23 protein-coding genes are annotated in these 19,893 nt (G+C 70.8%); 17 read left to right on the top strand and 6 right to left on the bottom strand.

What is annotated here, in order from left to right; genetic code table 11:
- Positions 1–117: 117 nt before the first annotated feature.
- The gene (locus M3B01_RS02020; protein WP_259789180.1) at positions 118–669 is read left to right on the top strand and encodes a CarD family transcriptional regulator; all 552 of its coding nucleotides are present in this window, start codon (positions 118–120) and stop codon (positions 667–669) included.
- A 73-nt stretch (positions 670–742) separates the two neighbouring features.
- Here the strand turns inward: M3B01_RS02020 and M3B01_RS02015 are convergent, their stop codons facing one another.
- Entirely contained in the window at positions 743–2,080 is a 1,338-nt protein-coding gene (locus M3B01_RS02015; protein ID WP_259789179.1) for an MFS transporter, read from the bottom strand.
- A gap of 179 nt (positions 2,081–2,259) precedes the next feature.
- On the opposite strand from M3B01_RS02015, the gene M3B01_RS02010 reads away from it, so the two are divergent.
- Entirely contained in the window at positions 2,260–2,880 is a 621-nt protein-coding gene (locus M3B01_RS02010; protein ID WP_259789178.1) for an NAD(P)-dependent oxidoreductase, read from the top strand.
- Between the two features lie 19 nt (positions 2,881–2,899).
- On the opposite strand, the gene M3B01_RS02005 is transcribed toward M3B01_RS02010, so the two are convergent.
- Complete coding sequence (locus M3B01_RS02005) at positions 2,900–3,577, bottom strand: SRPBCC domain-containing protein (RefSeq protein ID WP_259789177.1); 678 nt, start codon at positions 3,575–3,577, stop codon at positions 2,900–2,902.
- 237 nt (positions 3,578–3,814) lie between these two features.
- On the opposite strand from M3B01_RS02005, the gene M3B01_RS02000 reads away from it, so the two are divergent.
- From M3B01_RS02000 to M3B01_RS01965, 8 genes are all read left to right on the top strand, one after another.
- Complete coding sequence (locus M3B01_RS02000; RefSeq protein ID WP_193865462.1) at positions 3,815–4,552, top strand: HAD family phosphatase; 738 nt, start codon at positions 3,815–3,817, stop codon at positions 4,550–4,552.
- Complete coding sequence (locus tag M3B01_RS01995; RefSeq protein ID WP_259789176.1) at positions 4,549–7,089, top strand: glycoside hydrolase family 65 protein; 2,541 nt, start codon at positions 4,549–4,551, stop codon at positions 7,087–7,089. The genes M3B01_RS02000 and M3B01_RS01995 overlap by 4 nt, the downstream gene beginning before the upstream one ends.
- Before the next feature lie 100 nt (positions 7,090–7,189).
- Positions 7,190–8,323, top strand: coding sequence for a YihY/virulence factor BrkB family protein (locus M3B01_RS01990; RefSeq protein WP_259789175.1), 1,134 nt, complete (start codon positions 7,190–7,192; stop codon positions 8,321–8,323).
- Positions 8,320–8,886 carry a peptide deformylase gene (def, locus tag M3B01_RS01985; protein WP_259789174.1) on the top strand — a complete coding sequence of 189 codons (567 nt, stop codon included), beginning with the start codon at positions 8,320–8,322 and terminating at the stop codon, positions 8,884–8,886. The genes M3B01_RS01990 and def overlap by 4 nt, the downstream gene beginning before the upstream one ends.
- Before the next feature lie 29 nt (positions 8,887–8,915).
- Entirely contained in the window at positions 8,916–9,341 is a 426-nt protein-coding gene (locus M3B01_RS01980; RefSeq protein ID WP_193865465.1) for a Rieske (2Fe-2S) protein, read from the top strand.
- A 27-nt stretch (positions 9,342–9,368) separates the two neighbouring features.
- Positions 9,369–10,181 (top strand): tRNA (guanosine(46)-N7)-methyltransferase TrmB, encoded by an 813-nt coding sequence (gene trmB, locus M3B01_RS01975; protein ID WP_259789173.1) that lies wholly within the window; start codon positions 9,369–9,371, stop codon positions 10,179–10,181.
- Entirely contained in the window at positions 10,178–11,227 is a 1,050-nt protein-coding gene (locus M3B01_RS01970; protein WP_193865467.1) for an LCP family protein, read from the top strand. Before trmB ends, M3B01_RS01970 begins: the two co-directional genes overlap by 4 nt.
- Positions 11,228–11,301: 74 nt before the next feature.
- Complete coding sequence (locus M3B01_RS01965; protein WP_259789172.1) at positions 11,302–11,667, top strand: DUF4235 domain-containing protein; 366 nt, start codon at positions 11,302–11,304, stop codon at positions 11,665–11,667.
- Positions 11,668–11,738: 71 nt separating this feature from the next.
- On the opposite strand, the gene phoU is transcribed toward M3B01_RS01965, so the two are convergent.
- Positions 11,739–12,413: a phosphate signaling complex protein PhoU gene (gene phoU / locus M3B01_RS01960; protein WP_259789171.1), complete on the bottom strand. Its 675-nt coding sequence runs from the start codon at positions 12,411–12,413 to the stop codon at positions 11,739–11,741.
- Between the two features lie 177 nt (positions 12,414–12,590).
- Between phoU and M3B01_RS01955 the strand changes: the two genes are divergently transcribed.
- Both M3B01_RS01955 and M3B01_RS01950 read left to right on the top strand, forming a co-directional pair.
- The gene (locus M3B01_RS01955) at positions 12,591–13,790 is read left to right on the top strand and encodes a cell wall metabolism sensor histidine kinase WalK (protein ID WP_193865470.1); all 1,200 of its coding nucleotides are present in this window, start codon (positions 12,591–12,593) and stop codon (positions 13,788–13,790) included.
- Positions 13,791–13,803: 13 nt separating this feature from the next.
- On the top strand, positions 13,804–14,496 hold the full coding sequence (locus M3B01_RS01950; RefSeq protein ID WP_259789170.1) for a response regulator transcription factor: 693 nt from the start codon (positions 13,804–13,806) through the stop codon (positions 14,494–14,496).
- Positions 14,497–14,590: 94 nt separating this feature from the next.
- Here the strand turns inward: M3B01_RS01950 and M3B01_RS01945 are convergent, their stop codons facing one another.
- Positions 14,591–15,142 carry a hypothetical protein gene (locus M3B01_RS01945; protein WP_259789169.1) on the bottom strand — a complete coding sequence of 184 codons (552 nt, stop codon included), beginning with the start codon at positions 15,140–15,142 and terminating at the stop codon, positions 14,591–14,593.
- A 170-nt stretch (positions 15,143–15,312) separates the two neighbouring features.
- Between M3B01_RS01945 and M3B01_RS01940 the strand changes: the two genes are divergently transcribed.
- Both M3B01_RS01940 and M3B01_RS01935 read left to right on the top strand, forming a co-directional pair.
- The gene (locus tag M3B01_RS01940) at positions 15,313–15,795 is read left to right on the top strand and encodes a CarD family transcriptional regulator (RefSeq protein ID WP_193865473.1); all 483 of its coding nucleotides are present in this window, start codon (positions 15,313–15,315) and stop codon (positions 15,793–15,795) included.
- Between the two features lie 68 nt (positions 15,796–15,863).
- Positions 15,864–16,535, top strand: a complete 672-nt coding sequence (locus tag M3B01_RS01935) for a 2-C-methyl-D-erythritol 4-phosphate cytidylyltransferase (protein ID WP_259789168.1) — start codon at positions 15,864–15,866, stop codon at positions 16,533–16,535.
- A 62-nt stretch (positions 16,536–16,597) separates the two neighbouring features.
- Here the strand turns inward: M3B01_RS01935 and M3B01_RS01930 are convergent, their stop codons facing one another.
- Together M3B01_RS01930 and M3B01_RS01925 are read right to left on the bottom strand one after the other, a co-directional pair.
- Complete coding sequence (locus M3B01_RS01930) at positions 16,598–16,903, bottom strand: hypothetical protein (protein WP_193865475.1); 306 nt, start codon at positions 16,901–16,903, stop codon at positions 16,598–16,600.
- A 10-nt stretch (positions 16,904–16,913) separates the two neighbouring features.
- The gene (locus M3B01_RS01925; RefSeq protein ID WP_193865476.1) at positions 16,914–17,666 is read right to left on the bottom strand and encodes a 2-C-methyl-D-erythritol 4-phosphate cytidylyltransferase; all 753 of its coding nucleotides are present in this window, start codon (positions 17,664–17,666) and stop codon (positions 16,914–16,916) included.
- A gap of 102 nt (positions 17,667–17,768) precedes the next feature.
- Here M3B01_RS01925 and M3B01_RS01920 point away from each other — a divergent pair, with 102 nt between their 5' ends.
- The 3 genes from M3B01_RS01920 to ilvA are packed head-to-tail and all read left to right on the top strand — an operon-like array spanning position 17,769 to position 19,880.
- Complete coding sequence (locus M3B01_RS01920) at positions 17,769–18,101, top strand: PTS sugar transporter subunit IIB (RefSeq protein ID WP_259789167.1); 333 nt, start codon at positions 17,769–17,771, stop codon at positions 18,099–18,101.
- A complete protein-coding gene (gene ispF / locus M3B01_RS01915) occupies positions 18,098–18,589 on the top strand; it encodes a 2-C-methyl-D-erythritol 2,4-cyclodiphosphate synthase (RefSeq protein WP_193865478.1) in 492 nt (163 codons plus the stop codon). Before M3B01_RS01920 ends, ispF begins: the two co-directional genes overlap by 4 nt.
- Before the next feature lie 16 nt (positions 18,590–18,605).
- On the top strand, positions 18,606–19,880 hold the full coding sequence (gene ilvA / locus M3B01_RS01910) for a threonine ammonia-lyase IlvA (protein WP_259789166.1): 1,275 nt from the start codon (positions 18,606–18,608) through the stop codon (positions 19,878–19,880).
- The last annotated feature ends 13 nt before the right edge of the window (positions 19,881–19,893 follow it).

The raw sequence follows: 19,893 nt of genomic DNA, 5'->3' as shown, positions 1-19,893 counted from the left end.
GCGCCATCCCGCCCTGCCTCCCCGCCCCATGGGCCGCCCGCAGGAGCCCGATCGGCCGCCCCGGACCCAGCAGCCGGAGTGCCGACGGAGCGTTCGTCCCTTCGAGGAGGTTCTCTCGTGCCCGCAGCAACCACCGCCGCCCGTCAGCCCATCGACACCCCCTCCCTGGAGGTGGGGTCGGTCCTCGCTCATCCCGTGCACGGACCCGTGCGCGCGCTCTCCGTGCGCAAGCGCCGTGTGCGCGGGACACCCACGACCTACGTCGAGCTGGAGGTGGTGGGCGAGGACATGCGGATCTCGGTCCCGCTGGGACGCTCCGTGGACGTGGGGCTGCGCAGCCTGCTGGCGGAGGACCAGATCCTGGAGGTGCTCGATCAGCTCGCCCAGCCGTCCCCGCCCCCTCCGGCACGCAAGGAGACCTGGGCCCGTCGGATGAAGCAGCTCGAGATGCGGGCACAGTCGCGCTCGCTCACGGAGCGCGTGGGCGTGGTGCGCCAGATCCTGCGCGAATCTGGCGCGACGCCGTCGAGCCTGTCCGAGCGTCGCCTGCTGCGCTCCGCGCTCACCCCTCTGGCAGCCGAGATCGCGATCGCCCGCGGCATCGACATCGAATCAGGCCGCGAGCTCATGATCGACGCCGCTCTTCCGGAGCACACCCAGGCCGCCTGAGCGCACCGCCGGAGACCTGCACCCGGGCTTCCCGGCCCCGCCACGTCACGCATTCGCCCGGTGGCCTCGTTCCTCAGGGAGCGGGGCCATCGCCCTTCCCCGGAGCCCTCCCCCGCCCCGGCGGAGTGGCCCGCGGCAGCACCCGGGCCAGCTGCGCCGCTCCGCCCAGGCACAGCGCACCGGTGACTGCGGCCGCGGCGGTCATCGGTGCCACCAGCACGATCCCCGCCACCAGCAGCGGCGCCACCAGTCCGCCGGCACCCATCATGGTGTTCCACCAGGACAGGTAGCGGGTGCGGCCATGCACCGGGGACACGTCGATGCCCAGGGTCATCACGATGCCCGATCCCAGCCCGTTGCCCAGGGCGATCAGCATGCTGGGCAGCAGCAGTGCCAGCAGTGCCGTGGTGTGCCCGCCGCCCACCGCAGCGCCACCGGCGACCGCCAGGGCGAGGTAGCCGATGCCCATGAGCCCAGCGCACGGCACGGCCACGGCCGCCCGGCCGAAGCGGTCCATCAGCACCCCAGCGGGGATCACCAGCAGGATCTCCACCACGGCCGAGACCCCGAACACGATCGAGATCCACATGGCGTCCAGTCCCAGACGCTCCCCCAGCAGCGGGAGGATCACGGGATTGTTCACCCGTGCCATCATCACCGGCGCGATCCCCACGCACACCAGCAGCATCCGCGCCAGCACGGCGCGAGTCAGGCGGATCCTGGTGGGGCTGCGCGAGACGTGCTCGCGATGACGGCGCACGGGTGCACTGCGCCTCTCACCGGCGGGCAGGAACACGGCCACCATCACGGTCGCGGCCAGGGTCATCACTGCGTAGAGCAGGAACACCCCCGTCATGGATCCTGCGGCGAGCACCGCCGCGCCGCCGAGGGGGCCGATCACCTGGCCCACCCGGATCATCCCGCCGAACATCGTCATCCCGCGGGCCCGCATCGAGGCGGGCAGCGCGGTGCCCAGGTACGACTGCCTGCCCAGCATCCACACCTGGGAGCAGCCGGCCATCACCACCAGCATCCCGATCAGGGTGGCCCTGTGCGCGATTCCGCCGCTGCCCTCCAGCGCCGGGGTGAGCACGACATACGCCGCCAGGCTCGCCAGCACCAGGAGCCCGCCGGAGGCCACCAGTGCGGTCCTGGCCCCGACCCTCCCGATCAGCCTGCCGGAGGGGATGGGCCCCAGGAACGCCGCCAGCCCGAACACCACTGTGAGGGAGGCGGCCTGCGCCTCGCTGAAGCCCAGACGCAGGGCCAGCAGGGTGACCACGGGCATCAGGGCCGCCTGCCCGATGAACTGCAGCAGGGTGGGGACGTAGATCGAGGGTGCCAGTGCCCGGATCACCTGGGACGCGCTGCGTCCGGGCTGCTCCTGGGCAGTGGCGGGCGGCTCGGTCACCGATCGAGTCTCCCACCGGTCACCCGGCCCACCAAAAACGTCGGCACCTCTGTTGGACGGCAGTACCGGCAGATCTCCCCATGGCCACCCAGCGGTCGCCCCGTGGTCACCCGCGGCCGCCCCGTGGTGGCCTGCGGGCGGGCAGCGCACACCGCCCAGCAGACGGATACATTGGCCCGATGGCACAGCAGACCCTCACCGTGATCGGAGCCGACGACCCCTTGGGCGAGGCCGTGGTGCGCGAGGCCCTGGTGCGGGGCCTGCGCGTGCGTGCCACCGCACCGCTGCCGCGTCGGGTGCCCCGCCTCTCGCCCGAACTGGAGGTGCTGCGCGCCGAGAGCGGCAGCCAGGAGGAACTGGAACCCGCCGTGCGCGGCGCGGACGGCGTGGTCCTGGCACTCACCCCGCAGCTGGTGCACTATGCGACGATGCTGGCCACCGATGCGGCGATCGCCGCCGTGCGGGCCATGCGGGCCGTCGGCGCCCAGCGCCTGGTCGGGGTCTCCAGCACGGAGCTGTCCGACTCGTCACGCCTGTGGGGCCCACTGCGGCGGCGCCTGCACCACGGTGGGCTGCAGGATCTGCGTCGCCTGGAACGACTGCTGGCGGGCAGCGGACTGGACTGGACCGTGCTGCGCGCAGGCCGCACCACGGACCTGCTGGGCACCCGGGAGCAGGTGGTGGGATCCGCACTGGAGCAGGGCGATCGGACGCTGCCCCGGGAGGATCTGGCGCGTGCGCTGGTGGATCAGGCCCTCGCAGAGGGCAGGGAGCCGCGCATCCTCACCGTCACCGCCTGAACTGCGGCCCCAGGGGGGCTCAGCCCTCCGGCGTCATGCCTGCCATGGCCGGGGGATCCTCCTGGCAGGCGCGGGAGGTCGCCAGCTCGCCGCGGCGCGCCGATGCCTCGTCGACCCCGGCCGCGAGCGCCTCCGCGGCCCACCGCACCGACCACGCCTGCAGGTGCGCGGCACCGTCAGAACCCTCCAGCCACTGCGGGGTGGGCATCGGCACGCAGTCACCGCAGGTGCTCCAGCCGCCGGTGCGAGAGGCCAGGGCCATCACTGCGATCTCCCAGTGGATGGCGGCCGCACCGGGCCCGTAGCGATCGAAGTCCTCGCGGTCGATCAGGGTGGTGTGGGTCAGGCGAAGGCTGGTGGTGCCGTCGTCCTCCGGGTCCAGGCGGATCTGCAGAGGATCGGCCTCGCCATCCTTCTCGCAGGTCAGAGAGAGCTTGTGGGGCTCGACGAGCTCGAGCACCTGCCCCTGGGTGCCATCGGCCAGGCGGTAGCGACCGCCTTCGGACAGCGACCCGTTGAGCTGCCCGTACCAGTGGGCCAGCTCGGAGCGGTCCACCAGCAGCGGCCACAGCTGGGCAGGGGCGAGCGCAAGGTTGCAGGTGAGGGTCAGTGCAGTGCGAACATGCGCGCCCCGCTCCTCGATCTCGAGGCTGCGGCGCACCGCCTCCACGAACGGCAGCGGCTCCGTGTCAGTCATCTTCTCCTCGGAAGGGCCGTACTGCTCCGCACCGGCGCACGCGCGCGGGAGCGGACGCCTTGAGCGTAACGGACCCGGCCCTTCGACGCCACGCTCGGAGAGCCGCTCCGGCATCGGTGCCGGGCGCGGGTACGAGCGTGCACCAGGGTTCGGAGCGTACAGCCGCGTTCGGAGCACACAGCCGGGTTCGGAGCGTGCATCCGGGATGAAGGACCCGAGCCCCGTAGAGTGGCGGCCGTGAGCGACGACAAGACATTCCGGCCTGCCGACTTCACCGCCCACCTCTTCGACCTGGACGGTGTGATCACCCCCACCGCCGAGGTGCACATGCGCGCCTGGGCGCAGATGTTCGGCGATTTCCTCGCCGCGCGCGGGATCAGCGAGCCCTACACCGATGCCGACTACTTCGCGCACGTGGACGGCCGCCCCCGGTACGACGGCGTGCGCACCTTCCTGACCTCCCGCGGCATCGAGCTGCCCGAGGGTCAGGACTCCGATCCCGGCGACCAGACCGCCGGCTCCGAGACCGTACGGGGCCTGGGGAACCGCAAGAACGACCTGGTCCTCACCCTGATCCGCACGGAGGGCGTGACCCCCTACCCGGGCACCGTCCGCTACCTCGACGCACTGCCTGCCGGCTCCCGCCTGGCGATCGTCTCCTCCTCCCGCAACGCGGAGGAGGTGCTGCGCGGTGCCGGCCTGCGGGACCGCTTCGAGTTCGTGGTCGACGGGAACGTGGCTGCCGCAGAGGGCCTGCCCGGCAAGCCGTCCCCGGACACGTTCCAGCATGCCGCCGCGCTGCTCGGGGTGCCCACCACCGCGTCGGTGGTCTACGAGGATGCCGTCTCCGGCGTGCGGGCCGGGGCAGCCGGTGACTTCGGTGCCGTGATCGGAGTGGACCGCGGCGTGGGCGTGGACACCCTCGCCGGTGCCGGTGCCACCGTCGTGGTGCAGGACCTGGAGGAGCTGGCATGAACCGCCTGCGCTCGGTCCCCCACGATCCCGTCGATCGTGCCCACCTGCCGCTGGACGAATGGCGGCTGGTCGAGAGCCGGCCGGGCGCGGATCTCGGGCTGCTGGAGACCCTCTTCGCCACCGCGAACGGCTTCATGGGCATGCGCGGCACTCCGGAGGAGGGTCGTGACGTGGGCTCCCACGGCACCTTCCTCAACGGCTTCCACGAGACGTGGCGCATCAACCACGCCGAATCCGCCTACGGCTTCGCCAAGGTGGGCCAGACCATGATCTCGGTGCCCGACTCCTCGCCCATCAAGCTGTACGTGGACGACGAGCCGCTGCTGCTGTCGATCGCGGACCTGGTGGAGTACGAGCGGTGGATCGACTTCCGCGAGGGCGTGCTGTGGCGCGACCTGGTGTGGCGCACGCCCGCCGGCAAGCACGTGCGGGTGCGCTCCAGCCGCATGGTCTCCTTCGAGCAGCGCCATCTCGCGCTGATGACGATGGAGGTGACGATGCTGGACGGCTCCGCGCCGGTGGCGATCTCCTCCCAGATCGTCAACCGGCAGGACGCCACCGACGAGTTCGGCCACGGCACCGGCCCGGTCACCGACAAGCACGACCCGCGGCAGACCACGGCATTCACCCATCGGGTGCTCGAGCCGCAGCAGGACTGGCACAGCGAGCGCCGGATGCTGCTGGGCTACCGGGTCGCGGCCTCCGGGATGACCCTGGCCGTCGGCGCGGACCACGAGGTGGAGTCCGAGGCCGAGGTGGAGCGGCTGATCGACACCATGCCCGATCTGGGCCGAGCCGTGTTCCGGGCGAACCTGGAGGAGGGCCAGTCGATCACGGTGCGCAAGGCCGTCACCTACCACTCCTCCCGCTCGGTCCCCCACCGCGAGCTGTTCGACCGCTGCCGTCGGACCCTGGACCGCATCCGCTCCGAGGGCTTCGCCCCGCAGTACGCGGACCAGCGCGCCTACCTGGAGGACTTCTGGCGCAGATCGGACGTGCAGCTGCCGGGCCAGCCGGTGGAGCAGCAGGCCACCCGCTGGTGCCTGTTCCAGCTGGCACAGGCCTCGGCCCGCTCGGACCAGTGGGGGATCCCCGCCAAGGGAGTGACCGGCTCCGGGTACGAGGGCCACTACTTCTGGGACACCGAGATCTACGTGGTCCCGTTCCTGATCTTCACCTCCCCCTCCTGGGCCCGCAACGCGCTGCGGTTCCGATCGAACCTGCTGCCCAAGGCCCGGGAGCGGGCACGCGAGCTGAACCAGCGCGGTGCGATGTTCCCCTGGCGCACCATCAACGGCGACGAGGCCTCCGCGTACTACGCGGCCGGCACCGCCCAGTACCACATCAACGCCGACGTCGCCTATGCGTTCTCCCTGTACACCGACATCACCGGCGACATGGACTTCCAGCATCGCGACGGGGTGCGGGTGCTGGTGGAGACAGCCCGCATGTGGTCCGATCTCGGCTTCTGGCGCGTCACGGCGGAGGGCGACTCCAGCTTCCACATCCACGGGGTGACCGGGCCGGACGAGTACACCACCGTGGTGAACAACAACATGTTCACCAACGTGATGGCCCGATACAACCTGCGCCGCGCAGCCCGGGCGGTGCGCGAGCTGCGCGATGCGGACCCGGGCGGCCTGGAGGCACTGGTCTCCGAGCTCGAGCTGGACATGCTGGAGCTGGAGCAGTGGGAGGCGTGCGCCGACGGCATGCACATCGCCAAGGACGAGGCGCTCGGCATCCACCTGCAGGAGGACCGCTTCCTGGAGCGGGAGGTGTGGGACCTCTCCAGCACCCCGCAGGAGTTCTTCCCGCTGCTGCTGCACTACCACCCGCTGGTGATCTACCGCTTCCAGGTGCTCAAGCAGGCCGATGTGGTGCTGGCCCTGTTCCTGCGCGGGGCGGAGTTCACCGCAGAGGAGAAGCGCGCGGACTTCGAGTACTACGACCCGATCACCACCGGCGACTCCTCGCTCTCGGCCGTGGTGCAGTCGATCATGGCCGCCGAGGTGGGGCACCAGAAGGCCGCCCTGGACTACTTCCGCGCCGGCCTCTTCGTGGACCTGAGCGACCTGCACGGCAACACCTCCGACGGCGTGCACATCGCCTCCGCGGGCGGGGTGTGGAACGCCCTGGTGCACGGCTTCGGCGGCATGCGGCAGGAGAACGGCCAGCTGTCCTTCGACCCGCGGCTGCCGGAGTCCTGGCCCGAGCTGTCGTTCCCGCTGACGGTGCGCGGCTCGCTGTTCCGGGTCCGCATCACCCGCAAGCAGATCGCGTTTACGCTGGAGGAGGGGGAGGAGCTCGAGGTGACGGTGCGCGGCGAGACGGTGAGGATCACCGAGGGCGGGGCAGCCGTGGAGCTGGCGGACCAGGGGCCGATCCTGGACGATTCGGTGCTGTCCTCCCCGGTGGGGCTGGGTGACGAGCGCGCCGACGGCTCCATCGTGACCTCGTTCGTGCCGAAGGATCCCGATGACCCGTGGGAGTATCCCGTCTACACGGATCCTGACGACATCATCGAGTCCGTCTGACCCAGGAACGGGCACGGAAGGACACCCACCCCGAGGAGACGCCGATGACGCCCAGCCGTCACGGCGGAAGGCCCCGGGGGCGCAGTGAAGGAGAACGGCGGTGAGCGAGTCACGTCGACAGCAGCGCAGACCTGTCGTCGAGTACGAGCGGCCCCGCCTGAGTGTGCTGTACGTGCTGCACCGGGTGCGGATGCGCCTGCTGGACATCCAGGTGTGGGACGTGGCCGGCACCATGACCTTCTACACCGTGCTGTCGGTGTTCCCGGGCGCGGTGGCGATGGTGTCCCTGGTCTCGATGATCGGAGTGGAGGCCCAGACCATCCGCACTGTCTCCACACTGCTCAACGAGATCTTCCCGACCCTGGACCCCCGCCCGTTCACAGGGGCGATCCTGGCGGTCGCCGACACCGACGGCGGAGCCTGGGGCCTTGCCCTGGGCACCCTGGGGGCACTGATCTCCGCCTCCAATGGGGTGGCGGCCTTCCACCGTGCGATGCACCGCGTCTACGACACCCGCGAGGGGCGGCCGTTTCTGTGGTTCCGCACCATCGTCCTCGGCGAGACCGTGCTGCTGATCGCGGTGGTGCTGCTGTCGATCGGGATGGTGGTGGTCGGCGGTGAGGCCTCCCAGAGACTGGGGGAACTGATCGGCATCCCCCAGATCGCCTTCGACAGCTGGAACCTCGTGAAGTGGCCGATCCTGCTGTTCATCCTGATCATCGGGGTGTCGATGGCCTACTACCTGTTCCCCAACGTGCGCCTGCCGCGGTACCGACTCATCACCCTGGGCTCGACGCTGACGGTCCTGGTGCTGTTCGGGTCGGCGCTGACCGTGGGGCAGCTGATGGTGTACGCCACGCGCTTCACCGAGGTGCTGACCGCCCTGAACGGCCTGATCGCGATCCTGCTGATGCTGTGGGTGGGGAACATCGTGATCGTGGCCGGCGCCTCCCTGGACGCGGAGTTCCTGCGCGCCCGGCAGATCGCGGCCGGGCTCGAGGCCTGGCACGCCATCGAGCTCGACCCCCATGCCACCCACAGCCTCGACTACCTCGCTGCCGATGCCGTCGCCGCCGAGGAGATCGGGCGGGCGGTAGCCGACTCGGCGCGCACCGGACAGCCGCTGCGCCGTCGACGCAGCGCCTGGATCGTCGAGTCCGGGAGCCCGCTCGCGGTGCGCCCCCCGGGCCGCTCCCCCGCCTCCCCCCGACCCGAAGGAGAGAACGACGCATGAGCGTGCGCCCCATCACGATCATCGGCCATCGCGCCCTCGAGCAGCGCACCCGCAAGGTGCGCGAGATCACCGAGGACATCCGCGAGCTGGTGGCCGACATGTTCGAGACCAATGACGCGGCCGACGGCGCCGGCCTGGCCGCGCCCCAGGTGGGATCGCGCTGGCGGTTGTTCGTGTACTCGTGTCCGGATGCCTCCGACACCCTGCGCCGCGGCGTCGTGATCAACCCTCGCCTGGTGCGCTTCGGAGGGCTCGAACTCGACGAGGAGACCATCGAGGGCTGCCTCTCGGTGCCCGGCGAGGGCTACCCCACCGCACGCCACCGTGGCGCGCGGGTGCACGGCATCGACCTGGAGGGCGCGCCGGTGGTGGTCGAGGACGAGGGCGGGGTGCTGGCCCGGGCACTGCAGCACGAGGTGGACCACCTGGAGGGCTCGCTGTACATCGATCGGCTCTCCCCCGCCCGCCGTCGCGAAGCCCTCGACGCGGTCTCCGCCCGCGGGTGGCGCTCCCGGGGGCTGCTGACGTGGGATCCCCGACTCACGAGTGCCGAGGACGTCTGAGCTCCCGCCGGAGTGTCTATCCTGGATGGATGGATCGTCCCTGCCTCTCCCGTCGTCGTGCCCTGATGCTGCCCGTCTCCGCTGCGGGGGTGAGCGCAGTCGCCGGCTGCGCCCCGGAGGACGAGGGTTTCGGCAACGGCGCGCCGGTGCGCGCGGAGGGCGGCTCGATACCTCTGGAGGACCTGCCCGAGAACACCGGCACCCTGGTGAACTTCGGCGGCGATCACCCCTTCGTGCTGCTCGTCCGGGGCTCCGGGGACGAGGTCACCGGCTACTCGGGGTACTGCACCCACAACGGCTGCGCCCTGCGGGAGATGGGCGAGGAGCTGGACTGCCCCTGCCACGGCTCCCGCTTCGATGCCACCACCGGTGAGGTGCTGGTGGGCCCGGCCACGATCCATCTGCCCGAGGTCCCGGTCGTGGTCGAGGACGGCCACGTGCGGCGCACCGCCTGAACCGCGCGCCCCACGGACACCGATCCCATGAGCCCCCGTTCCGGCCCGCACCGCCGACAGCGCGAAGTGGTCTCCTTCGTGCGCCGCGGCGCCCGCCTCACGCGCAGCCGCCAGGACGCCTGGGACCGCCTGTCCGACGCCTACGTCCTGGACCTCCCCCGCGGCGATCGCGACACGGTCCCGGCCGACGGCGCACGACTGGACCTCGCTGAGGCGTTCGGGCGCAGCGCCGAGCTGGTGGTCGAGGTGGGCAGCGGCCAGGGCGAGAACATCGCAGCGGCAGCCGCCGCCGCTCCGCAGCGCGACCACCTGGCGGTGGAGGTCTACGTACCGGGCCTGGCCCAGACCCTGGATCGGATCGAGCGGGCGGGGTCACCGCGCAACGTGCGCCTGCTGCCGCTGGACGCCCAGCGCAGCCTCCCCCAGCTGCTTCCCGAGCACTCCGTCTCCGAGCTGTGGGTGTTCTTCCCCGATCCCTGGCACAAGTCCAAGCACCACAAGCGACGCCTGATCAGCCCCCCGTTCCTCGACGCCATGGCTCCGCTGCTGACGGAAGGCGCCACGGTGCGCCTGGCCACGGACTGGGCGCACTACGCCGCCCATATGCACCACGTGATGGGAGCGGATCCCCGCTTCGCCTCCCTGCACCCCGATGGCCCCCGCCCCGAGGGCACCACCAGTGATGAGGTGCCCGGGGACCTGCCCGAGACCGGCTGGGCTCCCCGCTTCGAGGGCAGGGTGCTCACCAGCTTCGAGTCCAAGGCACAGGCGGCGGGGCGTCTAGTATGGGATCTCGCCTACACCCGGCTTCCCCGTCATCAGGAGGACGAGCACGGATGAACCCCTCCGACGAGGTCCGCCTCCCCTCCGACTGGGAGGACGGCGACCAGCCCGAGCCCGGCAGGCGCTCCTCGCGCCGCATGGCGCTGATCGGACTGGGAGTGATCACCGCCCTGGTACTGGCTGCCGGCGTGGTGGTGGGCGGCTACCTGCTCTCCGTCCGCAACCAGTACGAGAAGCGCAGCACCGTGTCCATCACCCGCGGCGCGTCCGACGGCGAGCGCCCCGAGCAGGCCGAGGGCACGGGCCGCAACTTCCTGCTGCTGGGCTCCGACAAGAGGTCCGAGGAGGAGGCCGCTGCCTCCGGCGTGACCGGCCAGCGCTCCGACGTGATGATGCTGGTGCACATCAGCGATGACAACCAGGAGGTCTACGTGACCTCCTTCCCCCGCGATCTCTACGTGGACATCCCCGGTCACGGCAAGGACCGCATCAACGCGGCGCTCGCCTTCGGAGGGGTGCCGCTGGCGGTCTCCACGGTGGAGAACTACACAGGCGTGCCGATCGAGCACGTCGCCCTGATCGACTTCGACGGCATCGAGGGTCTGGTGGACTCCCTGGGTGGGATCGAGGTGCAGGTCCCGCAGAGCTTCGAGGCTGACGGCCACCAGTTCACCGAGGGCACTCAGCACATGAACGGCGAGCAGGCCCTCACCTTCGTGCGCCAGCGCAAGCAGTTCGCCGACGGCGACTTCCAGCGCAACCGCAACCAGCAGGCGGTGCTGATGGGGATCGCCGACAAGCTGATCAGCGCGGACACCCTGAGCGATCCGCTGAAGCTGAAGGACACCGTGGGCACCATCTCCCCGTATCTCACCACCGACGAGGGGCTGACCGCCTCGGCGATGGTCGAGCTGGGGCTGTCGATGCGCTCGATCCGCAGCGATGACCTGTACTTCCTGTCCGTCCCCCACGGCGGCCCCTACACCACCAGCGGCGGCGCCAGCGTGGTGGCCACCGAGGAGGGGGAGATGGACAAGCTCCGACAGGCCCTGCGCGAGGACGACATGGGCACCTACTACGCTGAGAACGCCGGGAAGTACTGACCGGTCCCGCCGCCGGCGGCACCCCCGCCCCGCCGATCCCCCGTCCGCACCCGCCTCACCCACTGGAGGACACCGTGGCCAACCCGCTCGTGAAGCTCGCCGTGACCGGCTCCGGAATCGCCGCCGCCATGATCGGCCGCCGCTTGGCCTCAGCAGGCTGGGGTGCGGTCTTCGGTGAGGATCCGCCCAGCGAGCAGTACACCAAGGACTCCGCGAAGGAGACCAAGAAGCGCCGCAAGCAGGCCAAGAAGGACGGCCTGTCCAAGGCGGAGATCGCAGAGATCCGCGATCCGGCCGAGGACGTCCCGTGGTGGAAGGCGATCCTGTGGACGATCGTCTCCGGTGTCCTGCTGCAGGGGCTGCGCGCGGCCGCGCAGAACGGCACCAAGAAGGGCGCCGACCGCCTCACCCGGCGCCGTCCCCGCCCCAACCGCGGCTGAGGCAGCCGAGCCACGACGAATGCATGAAGCAGGGCCCCGGATCACCGGGGCCCTGCTTCATGCGTTCGCGCTCAGAACTCCGTGACGTCCGTGGCCTGGCCGAGGGTGTCCACGGCATCCCCGGTGACCAGGAAGCCCACGCGGCGCACCAGCGAGACGGCATGGTCGCCGAGGCGCTCGTAGAAGCGGATCAGCAGGGTGAGGTCGACGATCTGGGTGTTCGTGTAGCCCTCGCCCTTCCCGATCTCCCGTGCGATCTCCTGCTGCAGCTCGTCGAGCTCGTCGTCGTTCTTCTCCACCTGCGCGGCCAGCGCCAGGTCGCGATCGGAGATCACCTGGGCCGCGTCGCGCAGCGCGGCCAGCGCGAGGTCGGACATGCGGCGGATCTGCTCGCGGTGCTGCTCGGGCACGGCCAGCTCCGGGTGGCTGCGCCGCGCCACCAGGGCCACGTGGGCGCACAGGTCGCCCATCCGCTCCAGGGAGGAGCTCATGCGCAGGGATGCCACCAGCAGTCGCAGATCGGTGGCCACCGGGGACTGCCGCGCCAGCAGCTCGACGGACTTCGCATCGAGATCGAGCTGGCGCTCGTCGATGTGGGGGTCCGCGGCCACCACCCTCTCCGCCAGGGCGAGGTCGCCGTCCAGCAGGGCGTCGGTGGCGTCCGACAGGGCGCTCTCGACCATCGATGCCATGTCGACCAGGTCGTCGACGAGATGCCGAAGGTCGCTCTGATAGGCCTCGCGCATGGTCCGCACTCTTCTTTCGTCGCAGGGGTCGTCAGCTCTCGAGTGTGGCGACAGCGGGTTAACAGCTGTTGCGCCTCGGTGAACGGAGGGAAGAACCGAGGTGAACTCCTCGGCACCGTGCCGCCCTTCACCGGTCTGGTGTCCGATCCTACCCGGGGCACGTCCTAGTCTTGTCTGGTGCCCTCGACGATCATCCTGCTCCTGGCCGGTTCCATCGGCCTGGTGATCGGCTGTGCGGCGGCACTGGCACTGGCGCGTTCGGAGCGGCGCGGTCGCGGCCCGGTCGGCGCCCCGGAGCCGGTGGTGCCCGAGCCGGCCGCGGAGGTGCTCGCGATCCTCTCCTCCGCCTACGTGGTGCTGGACTCCAGCGGGGACGTGCTGCGTGCCTCCCCCCTGGCCTACTCGTACGGGATCGTGCGCGCCACGGGTGGGGACTACCCGCGGCTGGCGAACTCCGAGCTGATGGAGCTGGCGGCCGATGTGGGCCGCAACGGCGGCTACCGCGACGAACGGCTCACCCTGCGTCGTTCCAGCCAGGGCGACTCCGACGCCGTGATCGACGTGCGGATCGGGGCGCTGGGTGAGAACGGAGTGCTGCTGCTGGCGGACGATCTGACCCGCGCGGTGCGGGTGGAGGAGACCCGCCGCGACTTCGTGGCCAACGTGTCCCATGAGCTGAAGACCCCGGTCGGCGCGATCACCCTGCTGGCGGAGACCATGGAGGACGCCGCCGAGGATCCGGACGCGGTGCGCCGCTTCGCCGAGCGCATGCAGACCGAGTCCCGCCGCCTCTCCCACCTGGTGCAGGAGATCATCGAGCTGTCCCGCGTGCAGGGCACCTCCGCCCTCCCCGATGCGGAGCCGGTGGAGATCGACGAGATCATCGAGGAGGCCGTGGCGCTGAACCACAACTTCGCGCTGGGCTCCCGGATCACCGTGGCCGTCGGCGGCACCACCGGGCTGCGGGTGTTCGGCTCCGCCTCGATGCTCACCACCGCCGTGTCCAACCTGATCTCCAACGCGATCACCTACTCCGACGCGGACACCCGGATCGGGGTGTCCGTGCGTCGGGACGGCGGGATGGTGGAGCTGTCGGTGAAGGACCAGGGGATCGGGATCTCCAAGGAGAACCTGGAGCGGGTGTTCGAGAGGTTCTTCCGGGTGGATCGCGCACGGTCACGGGACACCGGGGGGTCCGGGCTGGGGCTCGCGATCGTCAAGCACATCGCCACCGATCACGGGGGTGAGGTCACCGCCTGGTCGATGGCGGGCCAGGGGTCCACGTTCACCCTGCGCATCCCCGAGATGGGGAGCACCGGCGCCGTCACCGTCGGCGGTGCCGCATCGCGTACCGTGGACGTGGACGAGGGTCCGTGAGTAGGAGGTTGAGATGACCAGAATCCTGATCGTCGAGGACGAGGAGTCCTTCTCGGACCCGTTGTCGTACTCGCTGCGCAAGGAGGGCTACGAGGTCGCCGTGGCCGACAACGGCACGGACGGGCTGCGCATCTTCTCCGCCCACGGTGCCGACCTGGTGCTGCTTGACCTGATGCTGCCGGGGATGAGCGGCACCGACGTGTGCCGGGAGATCCGCCGCACCTCGAGCGTCCCGGTCATCATGCTGACCGCCAAGGACGACGAGTTCGACAAGGTGCTGGGGCTAGAGCTGGGTGCCGATGACTACGTGACCAAGCCGTACTCCTCACGCGAGCTGCTGGCCCGGATCAAGGCGGTGCTGCGTCGGGGCCAGGACTCGGCCGATGCCCAGGACGACACCACCCTCCATGCCGGGCACATCATGATGGACGTCGAGCGCCACGTGGTCCAGGTGCGCGGCCAGGAGGTGGCGCTGCCACTGAAGGAGTTCGAGCTGCTGGAGATGCTGCTGCGCAACGTGGACCGGGTGCTCACCCGCGGACAGCTGATCGATCGGGTGTGGGGCGCCAACTACGTGGGCGACACCAAGACGCTCGACGTGCACGTCAAGCGCCTGCGCGCCAAGATCGAGGACGACCCCAAGAACCCGGTGCACCTGGTGACGGTGCGCGGGCTGGGGTACAAGTTCGAATCCGCCGCCCACTGACGGGGCAGGGCTCAGGGAGCGGACGGGTGCGGCACCGCGCCGCTCATACGACGGGCAACGGCGAGGGGGCGTCGACCGACGCACCGGGCGCGCATCAGGCGCCGGTGGTGCCCTCGTCCTGGCTGGAACCCCCGCCGTCGCTAGCACCCTCGCCGGAGCCGCCCTGGACGGCGTCCTCGTAGTACTCGAGCGTGGTGTCCGTCACCGGCAACGTGATCTCGGTGGACTGCCCGTTGGCGGTGATCGACAGATCCATGGCGGCCCCGGCGGGGACATCGATCTGACCGATCTGGATCTGCTGGGCGTCCTCACCCACACCGAGGTTCACGGTGGACTCGGCGGGCACGGCGACCCGACCGGCGAACACCACGGTGCCCTCGGAGAGCCCTTCGAGCTCGACCGTGACCTCCTCAGTGGTGTAGTTGGCGACAGCGCCGATCAGCACCGCGGAGCCGTCGTCCTGCACGACCACGATGGCGTTGCGCACGCCGACCATCAGCTGGCCGGCTTCCTCGAGGTTCGCGTTGGTGCCGTCCGCCGCCTGGTAGAAGTTGTGGGTCTGCACAGGGTTGATGTAGCTGCAGCCGGAGGCGGCGAAGGCCAGACCCACCGCGGCAGCGGTGAGTGCGAGACGGGGACGACGCACGTGGAGCTCCTGTTCGGTTCCTCGGGGAGGGCCCTGCCAGGGTACCGCACCTGACACCCGTCAGGACGCGCGTCCGGCGGCATCGTGCAACCCCGCAGCAGACGGGAGGGCGGCGCAGTGTAGCACGACCTCACCCTGATAGACTGTACTGCGGAAAGGGGACCAGCCACATGAACTTTGTCGTCGGCGAGACCGTCGTCTACCCGCACCACGGAGCGGCGCTCATCGAAGAGGTGAAGACCCGCACTATCAAGGGCGAGGACCGCACCTACCTGAAGCTGAAGGTCGCCCAGGGCGATCTGACCATCGAGGTCCCTGCGGACAACGTCGACCTGGTCGGCGTGCGCGACGTGGTGGACAAGGAGGGCCTCGCCGAGGTCTTCGAGGTGCTCCGCCAGCCCTACACGGAGGAGCCCACCAACTGGTCCCGCCGTTACAAGGCGAACGTCGAGAAGCTCGCCTCCGGTGACGTGAAGAAGGTCGCCGAGGTTGTCCGCGACCTGTGGCGTCGCGATCAGGACCGCGGGCTCTCCGCCGGTGAGAAGCGCATGCTCGCCAAGGCCCGCCAGATCCTGGTCTCCGAGCTCGCCCTTGCCGAGAAGACTGACGAGGACAACGCGGAGTCGATCCTGGACGAGGTCCTCGCGTCCTGAACGCGCCTGGGACGGACATCAGCCCGATCCCCTTCGCGGGGACTGCCGGCGCGTTCCCGCGCCCGCTCGTGCTCGCCCTGGCCCCGGCTGCCTCGGAAGGGCGCCCCGGTGATGTCCCGGCGCTGGCCGAGCTCGGGGGGACCTGCCTGGTCGGGCGGCTCCTCGCCACTCTCTCCGAGGTCGGGCTGCCCGCCCCGCTGGTGGTGACCACGGAGGCCGCTGTGCCTCGGATGCGCCGCGCGCTTGGCCGCGAGGCGGAGGTGCGCGCGAGCCAGGGCGGCCGGGCACAGGCGATCATCGCGGCCCTGGCGGAGCTCGACGGCACCTCCGTGCTGATCCTCGACGCCGAACGCGCCCTCACCCCCGCATCGGTCATCTCCGAGGTGCTCGCGGCTGCCGGCGACGACGTCGATGCGGTGGTGCCGGTGATCCCCATGACCGATTCGGTCAAGCTCGTCACCCACGACGGTCTGCGCAACGTGGACCGCTCCACGCTGGCCGGGCTGCAGAGTCCACGGCTGCTGCGTCGCACCGTGCTCGAGAACGCCGTGCGATCAGCCGTCGACGATGACCAGGACGAGATCCTCGCCGTCCTCGCCCGCGGGGCTCGCGTGCGCACCGTGCCCGGCTCCCACGCCGGCTTCGCGGTGGTGGACCGCTTGGGGCTGTGGCAGGCACAGATCGCCCTGGGCCTGGCGCGGGACACCTCCCACCGCCACGGACTGTCCCGTCGCGGCTGACGCGCGCATCGACAGCCAGGTCGCTCGGCAGGAGCTGTCCTTCGCAGCCGCGCTGGATCTGCTCAGCTGCGGCTGCGCCACACGGCGCGGAACTCCTGGAGCATCCTCACTGGCTTGGACAGGGTGCGCACGGGGAGGCTGGCGGCGAGCTCGCCCGGGTCGCTGCGCAGGCGGCGCGCCAGCCGACCGGGCTTGCTGGAGATCCGCTGGCGCAGATCCGGCAGGTAGTCCTCGCTGACGTCGAGACGGGTGACGGCACCGCAGCCGGCGCACTGGATCTCGGAGACGAAACGACCGGCGTAGACGACCTGGTGCTCCGACTCCTGCTCGCAGGCGGTGCAGCGCAGGTAGCTCTCCTGGACAGCCATCCTCTCCTCCTCACCCCGTCCTCAAACCTAGCGCGGCCACGACGTCCTGGGCCAGGAGCAGGTCCTGGGCGTAGGTGATCTTGAAGTTGGTCTCCTCGCCGCGCACCCAGCTCACGGGGATGTCCGTGTACTCCTCGGCGCACGAGGCGGTGTCGGTCCCCACGAAGCCGTCGCGCGCGGCCGCCTCGTAGGCGTCCAGGATGGTGGCGGCCCGGAATCCCTGGGGCGTCTGCACCCGCACCAGGCGGGAGGGGTCGAAGGCCCCCGTCGCCAGGTGGGCGGTGCCGCCCACGGGGGCGACATCGGCGGCCGGTATGCCGGGCACCGCTCCCCCGTGCTCCCGGGCTGCGTGGAGCACGGCCGCAGCGAGACCGTGCGAGACCAGGGGCCGGGCGGCGTCGTGGATCAGCACCGTGTCCACCGCACCGGAGTCGATGCGGTCGGCCAGGTGCCGCAGCGCCATCAGCTCCGACTCCTGCCGGGTGTCACCGCCAATGATGATCTCGAGGTGGTGGGCGGTCTCGCGCTCGGCGACGAAGCGGGCGTGCTCGCGATCCTCGGGTCGCACCACGAACACCAGCGTCCCCACGCCCTCCACGGAGGCCAGAGTGTTGATCCCCCAGCTGGCGATGCTGCGCCCGGACAGCGGCAGGAACGCCTTGTTGATCCCGGCACCCACCCGGGTGCCGGACCCCCCGGCCAGGACGATGCCAGCGGCCTTCCCGCGCAGGCGCGGTGAGCGGAGTCGGCGCGGATGGGTCACCCCCGCATCGTAGTCGCCGCACCCGAAGCATGTCAGAATCGTGGTTCCGCCTCGCCCGTCCCCGATGCCCGCTCTTCCCACTCTTCCCTTCAGGAGTCCGCCATGCTCACCATCGCCATCGTGTGCGGCGCGGGGATCGCCACCTCCGCCCTGCTCGCGAAACGCGTTCGCGAGCACGTGGCCCCGCGCGGTGCGCACCTCCGAGTCGTCCAGGCCACCGTGATGGACCTGCTCTCGCCCGACTTCACCGCTGATCTGGTGGTCTCCACCGTGGACCTGCCCGACGCGCTCGGCATTCCTCGCGTGTCCGGGATGCCGCTGCTGCTGGGTACCCGCCCGGAGCAGACGTACCAGGACATCGACACGCTGCTGGACCGGATCGATACCGCAGCGACGGACGGGACCGATCCGGGCCGTCCCGGAGATCCGGCATGACCGCCCTTCCCCGCGTCGGCACCGGGGTGGACGTGCATGCCGTCGCGCCGGAGGGCAGTGACCGCGAGCTGTGGATCGCGGGCCTGCGCTGGGAGGGCGAGCGCGGCCTGGAGGGCCACTCCGATGCCGACGTCGCCTGCCATGCGGCCTGCGACGCGCTCTTCGCGGCCGCGGGCATCGGTGATCTGGGAACGCACTTCGGCACCGGCCGTCCCGAGTGGGCCGGCGCCTCCGGTGCCGCGCTGCTGGCCGAGGCCGCGCGCCTGGTGCGCGAGGCAGGGTTCGAGATCGGGAACATCTCGGTGCAGGTGGTGGGCAACCGGCCAAGGCTCTCACGCCGCCGCGAGGAGGCCTGTGCGCGCATGAGCGAGGCCGCCGGTGCGCCCGTCTCGGTGGCTGGCACCACCACCGACGGCCTGGGCCTGACGGGTCGGGGCGAGGGCATCGCGGCGATCGCCACGGCGCTCGTGATTCCGCAGGACAGCTGACGTTGCAGGAGACCTGATGACGACCGTCGATCCCGTACTGCCCCTGAGCGCCGACGAGGTGGAGGAGGCAGCTGAGCGGCTGGAGTCGGTGCTGCGACGCACGCCCGTGCACTTGAGCCAGCGACTCAGCGACATCGCCGGGGTGCCGGTATGGCTCAAGCGCGAGGACCTGCAGTCCGTGCGCTCCTACAAGCTGCGCGGTGCCCACCTGTTCCTCGACTCGCTCACCCCCCAGGAGCGGGAGGCGGGTGTGGTCGCCGCGAGCGCCGGCAATCACGCCCAGGGCGTGGCGCAGGCCTGCGCGGTCCAGGAGATCCACGGGCGCATCTACGTGCCCGGCACCACACCGCGCCAGAAGCGCGACCGCATCGTCGCGCTGGGCGGGGAGTGGGTGGAGCTCGTGCTGGTGGGCGACACCTTCGACGACGCCGCGGAAGCAGCGGCCGATGACGCCGAGCGCACCGGCGCCACCCTGGTGCCGCCCTTCGATCATCCGGTGGTGATGGCCGGGCAGGGGACGGTCGCCCGTGAGGCGATCGAGCAGCTCCGCAGCGAGCACGGCCGGGAGGCCTCCACCGTGGTGCTGCCGGTGGGCGGCGGTGGGCTGCTGGCCGGCTGCGGGGCCTGGCTGCGCGAGCGCACCCCCTCGGTGCGGATCGTGGGCGTGGAGCCCGCCGGTGCCGTCTCGATGGCCGCTGCTGTGCGCGCGGGACGCCCGGTGACGCTGCACGAGATGGACCGCTTCGTGGACGGAGCCGCGGTGCGCCGCGTGGGCGCGGGCCCCCTGGCGATGGTGCAGGCGATCGATCCGGAGCTGCTGGCCGTGGAGGAGGGCGCGGTGTGCACCGAGATGCTCGCCCTGTACCAGGTGGACGGCATCATCACCGAGCCCGCGGGGGCGCTGGCGGCCACCGCCGTGGCCACGGGCGCGGTCCGTGCCGACGCCGATGTGCTGGTGGTGGTCTCCGGCGGCAACAACGACGTGTCACGCTACAACGAGATCCTGGAGCGCTCGATGGTCCACGAGGGCCTCAAGCACTACTTCCTGGTGACCTTCCGGCAGGAGCCCGGGGCGCTGCGACGCTTCCTGGACCAGGTGCTGGGCCCGGACGACGACATCGTCCTGTTCGACTACATCAAGCGCAACAATCGCGAGGAGGGCCCTGCACTCGTGGGCCTGGAGATCGGGCGGGCGGAGGATCTCGAGCCGCTGATGGCCAGGATGGCGGCCTCCAACATGGAGATCGAGCGGGTGGATCCCACCGATCCGATCTACCGCTATCTGACCTGATCGCGGGGCTGTG

Origin of the sequence: Brachybacterium sp. p3-SID957, assembly GCF_025144775.1 — a bacterium.
Classification (GTDB): Bacteria; Actinomycetota; Actinomycetes; order Actinomycetales; family Dermabacteraceae; genus Brachybacterium; species Brachybacterium epidermidis.
This window is presented reverse-complemented; position numbering and strand designations above follow the sequence as displayed.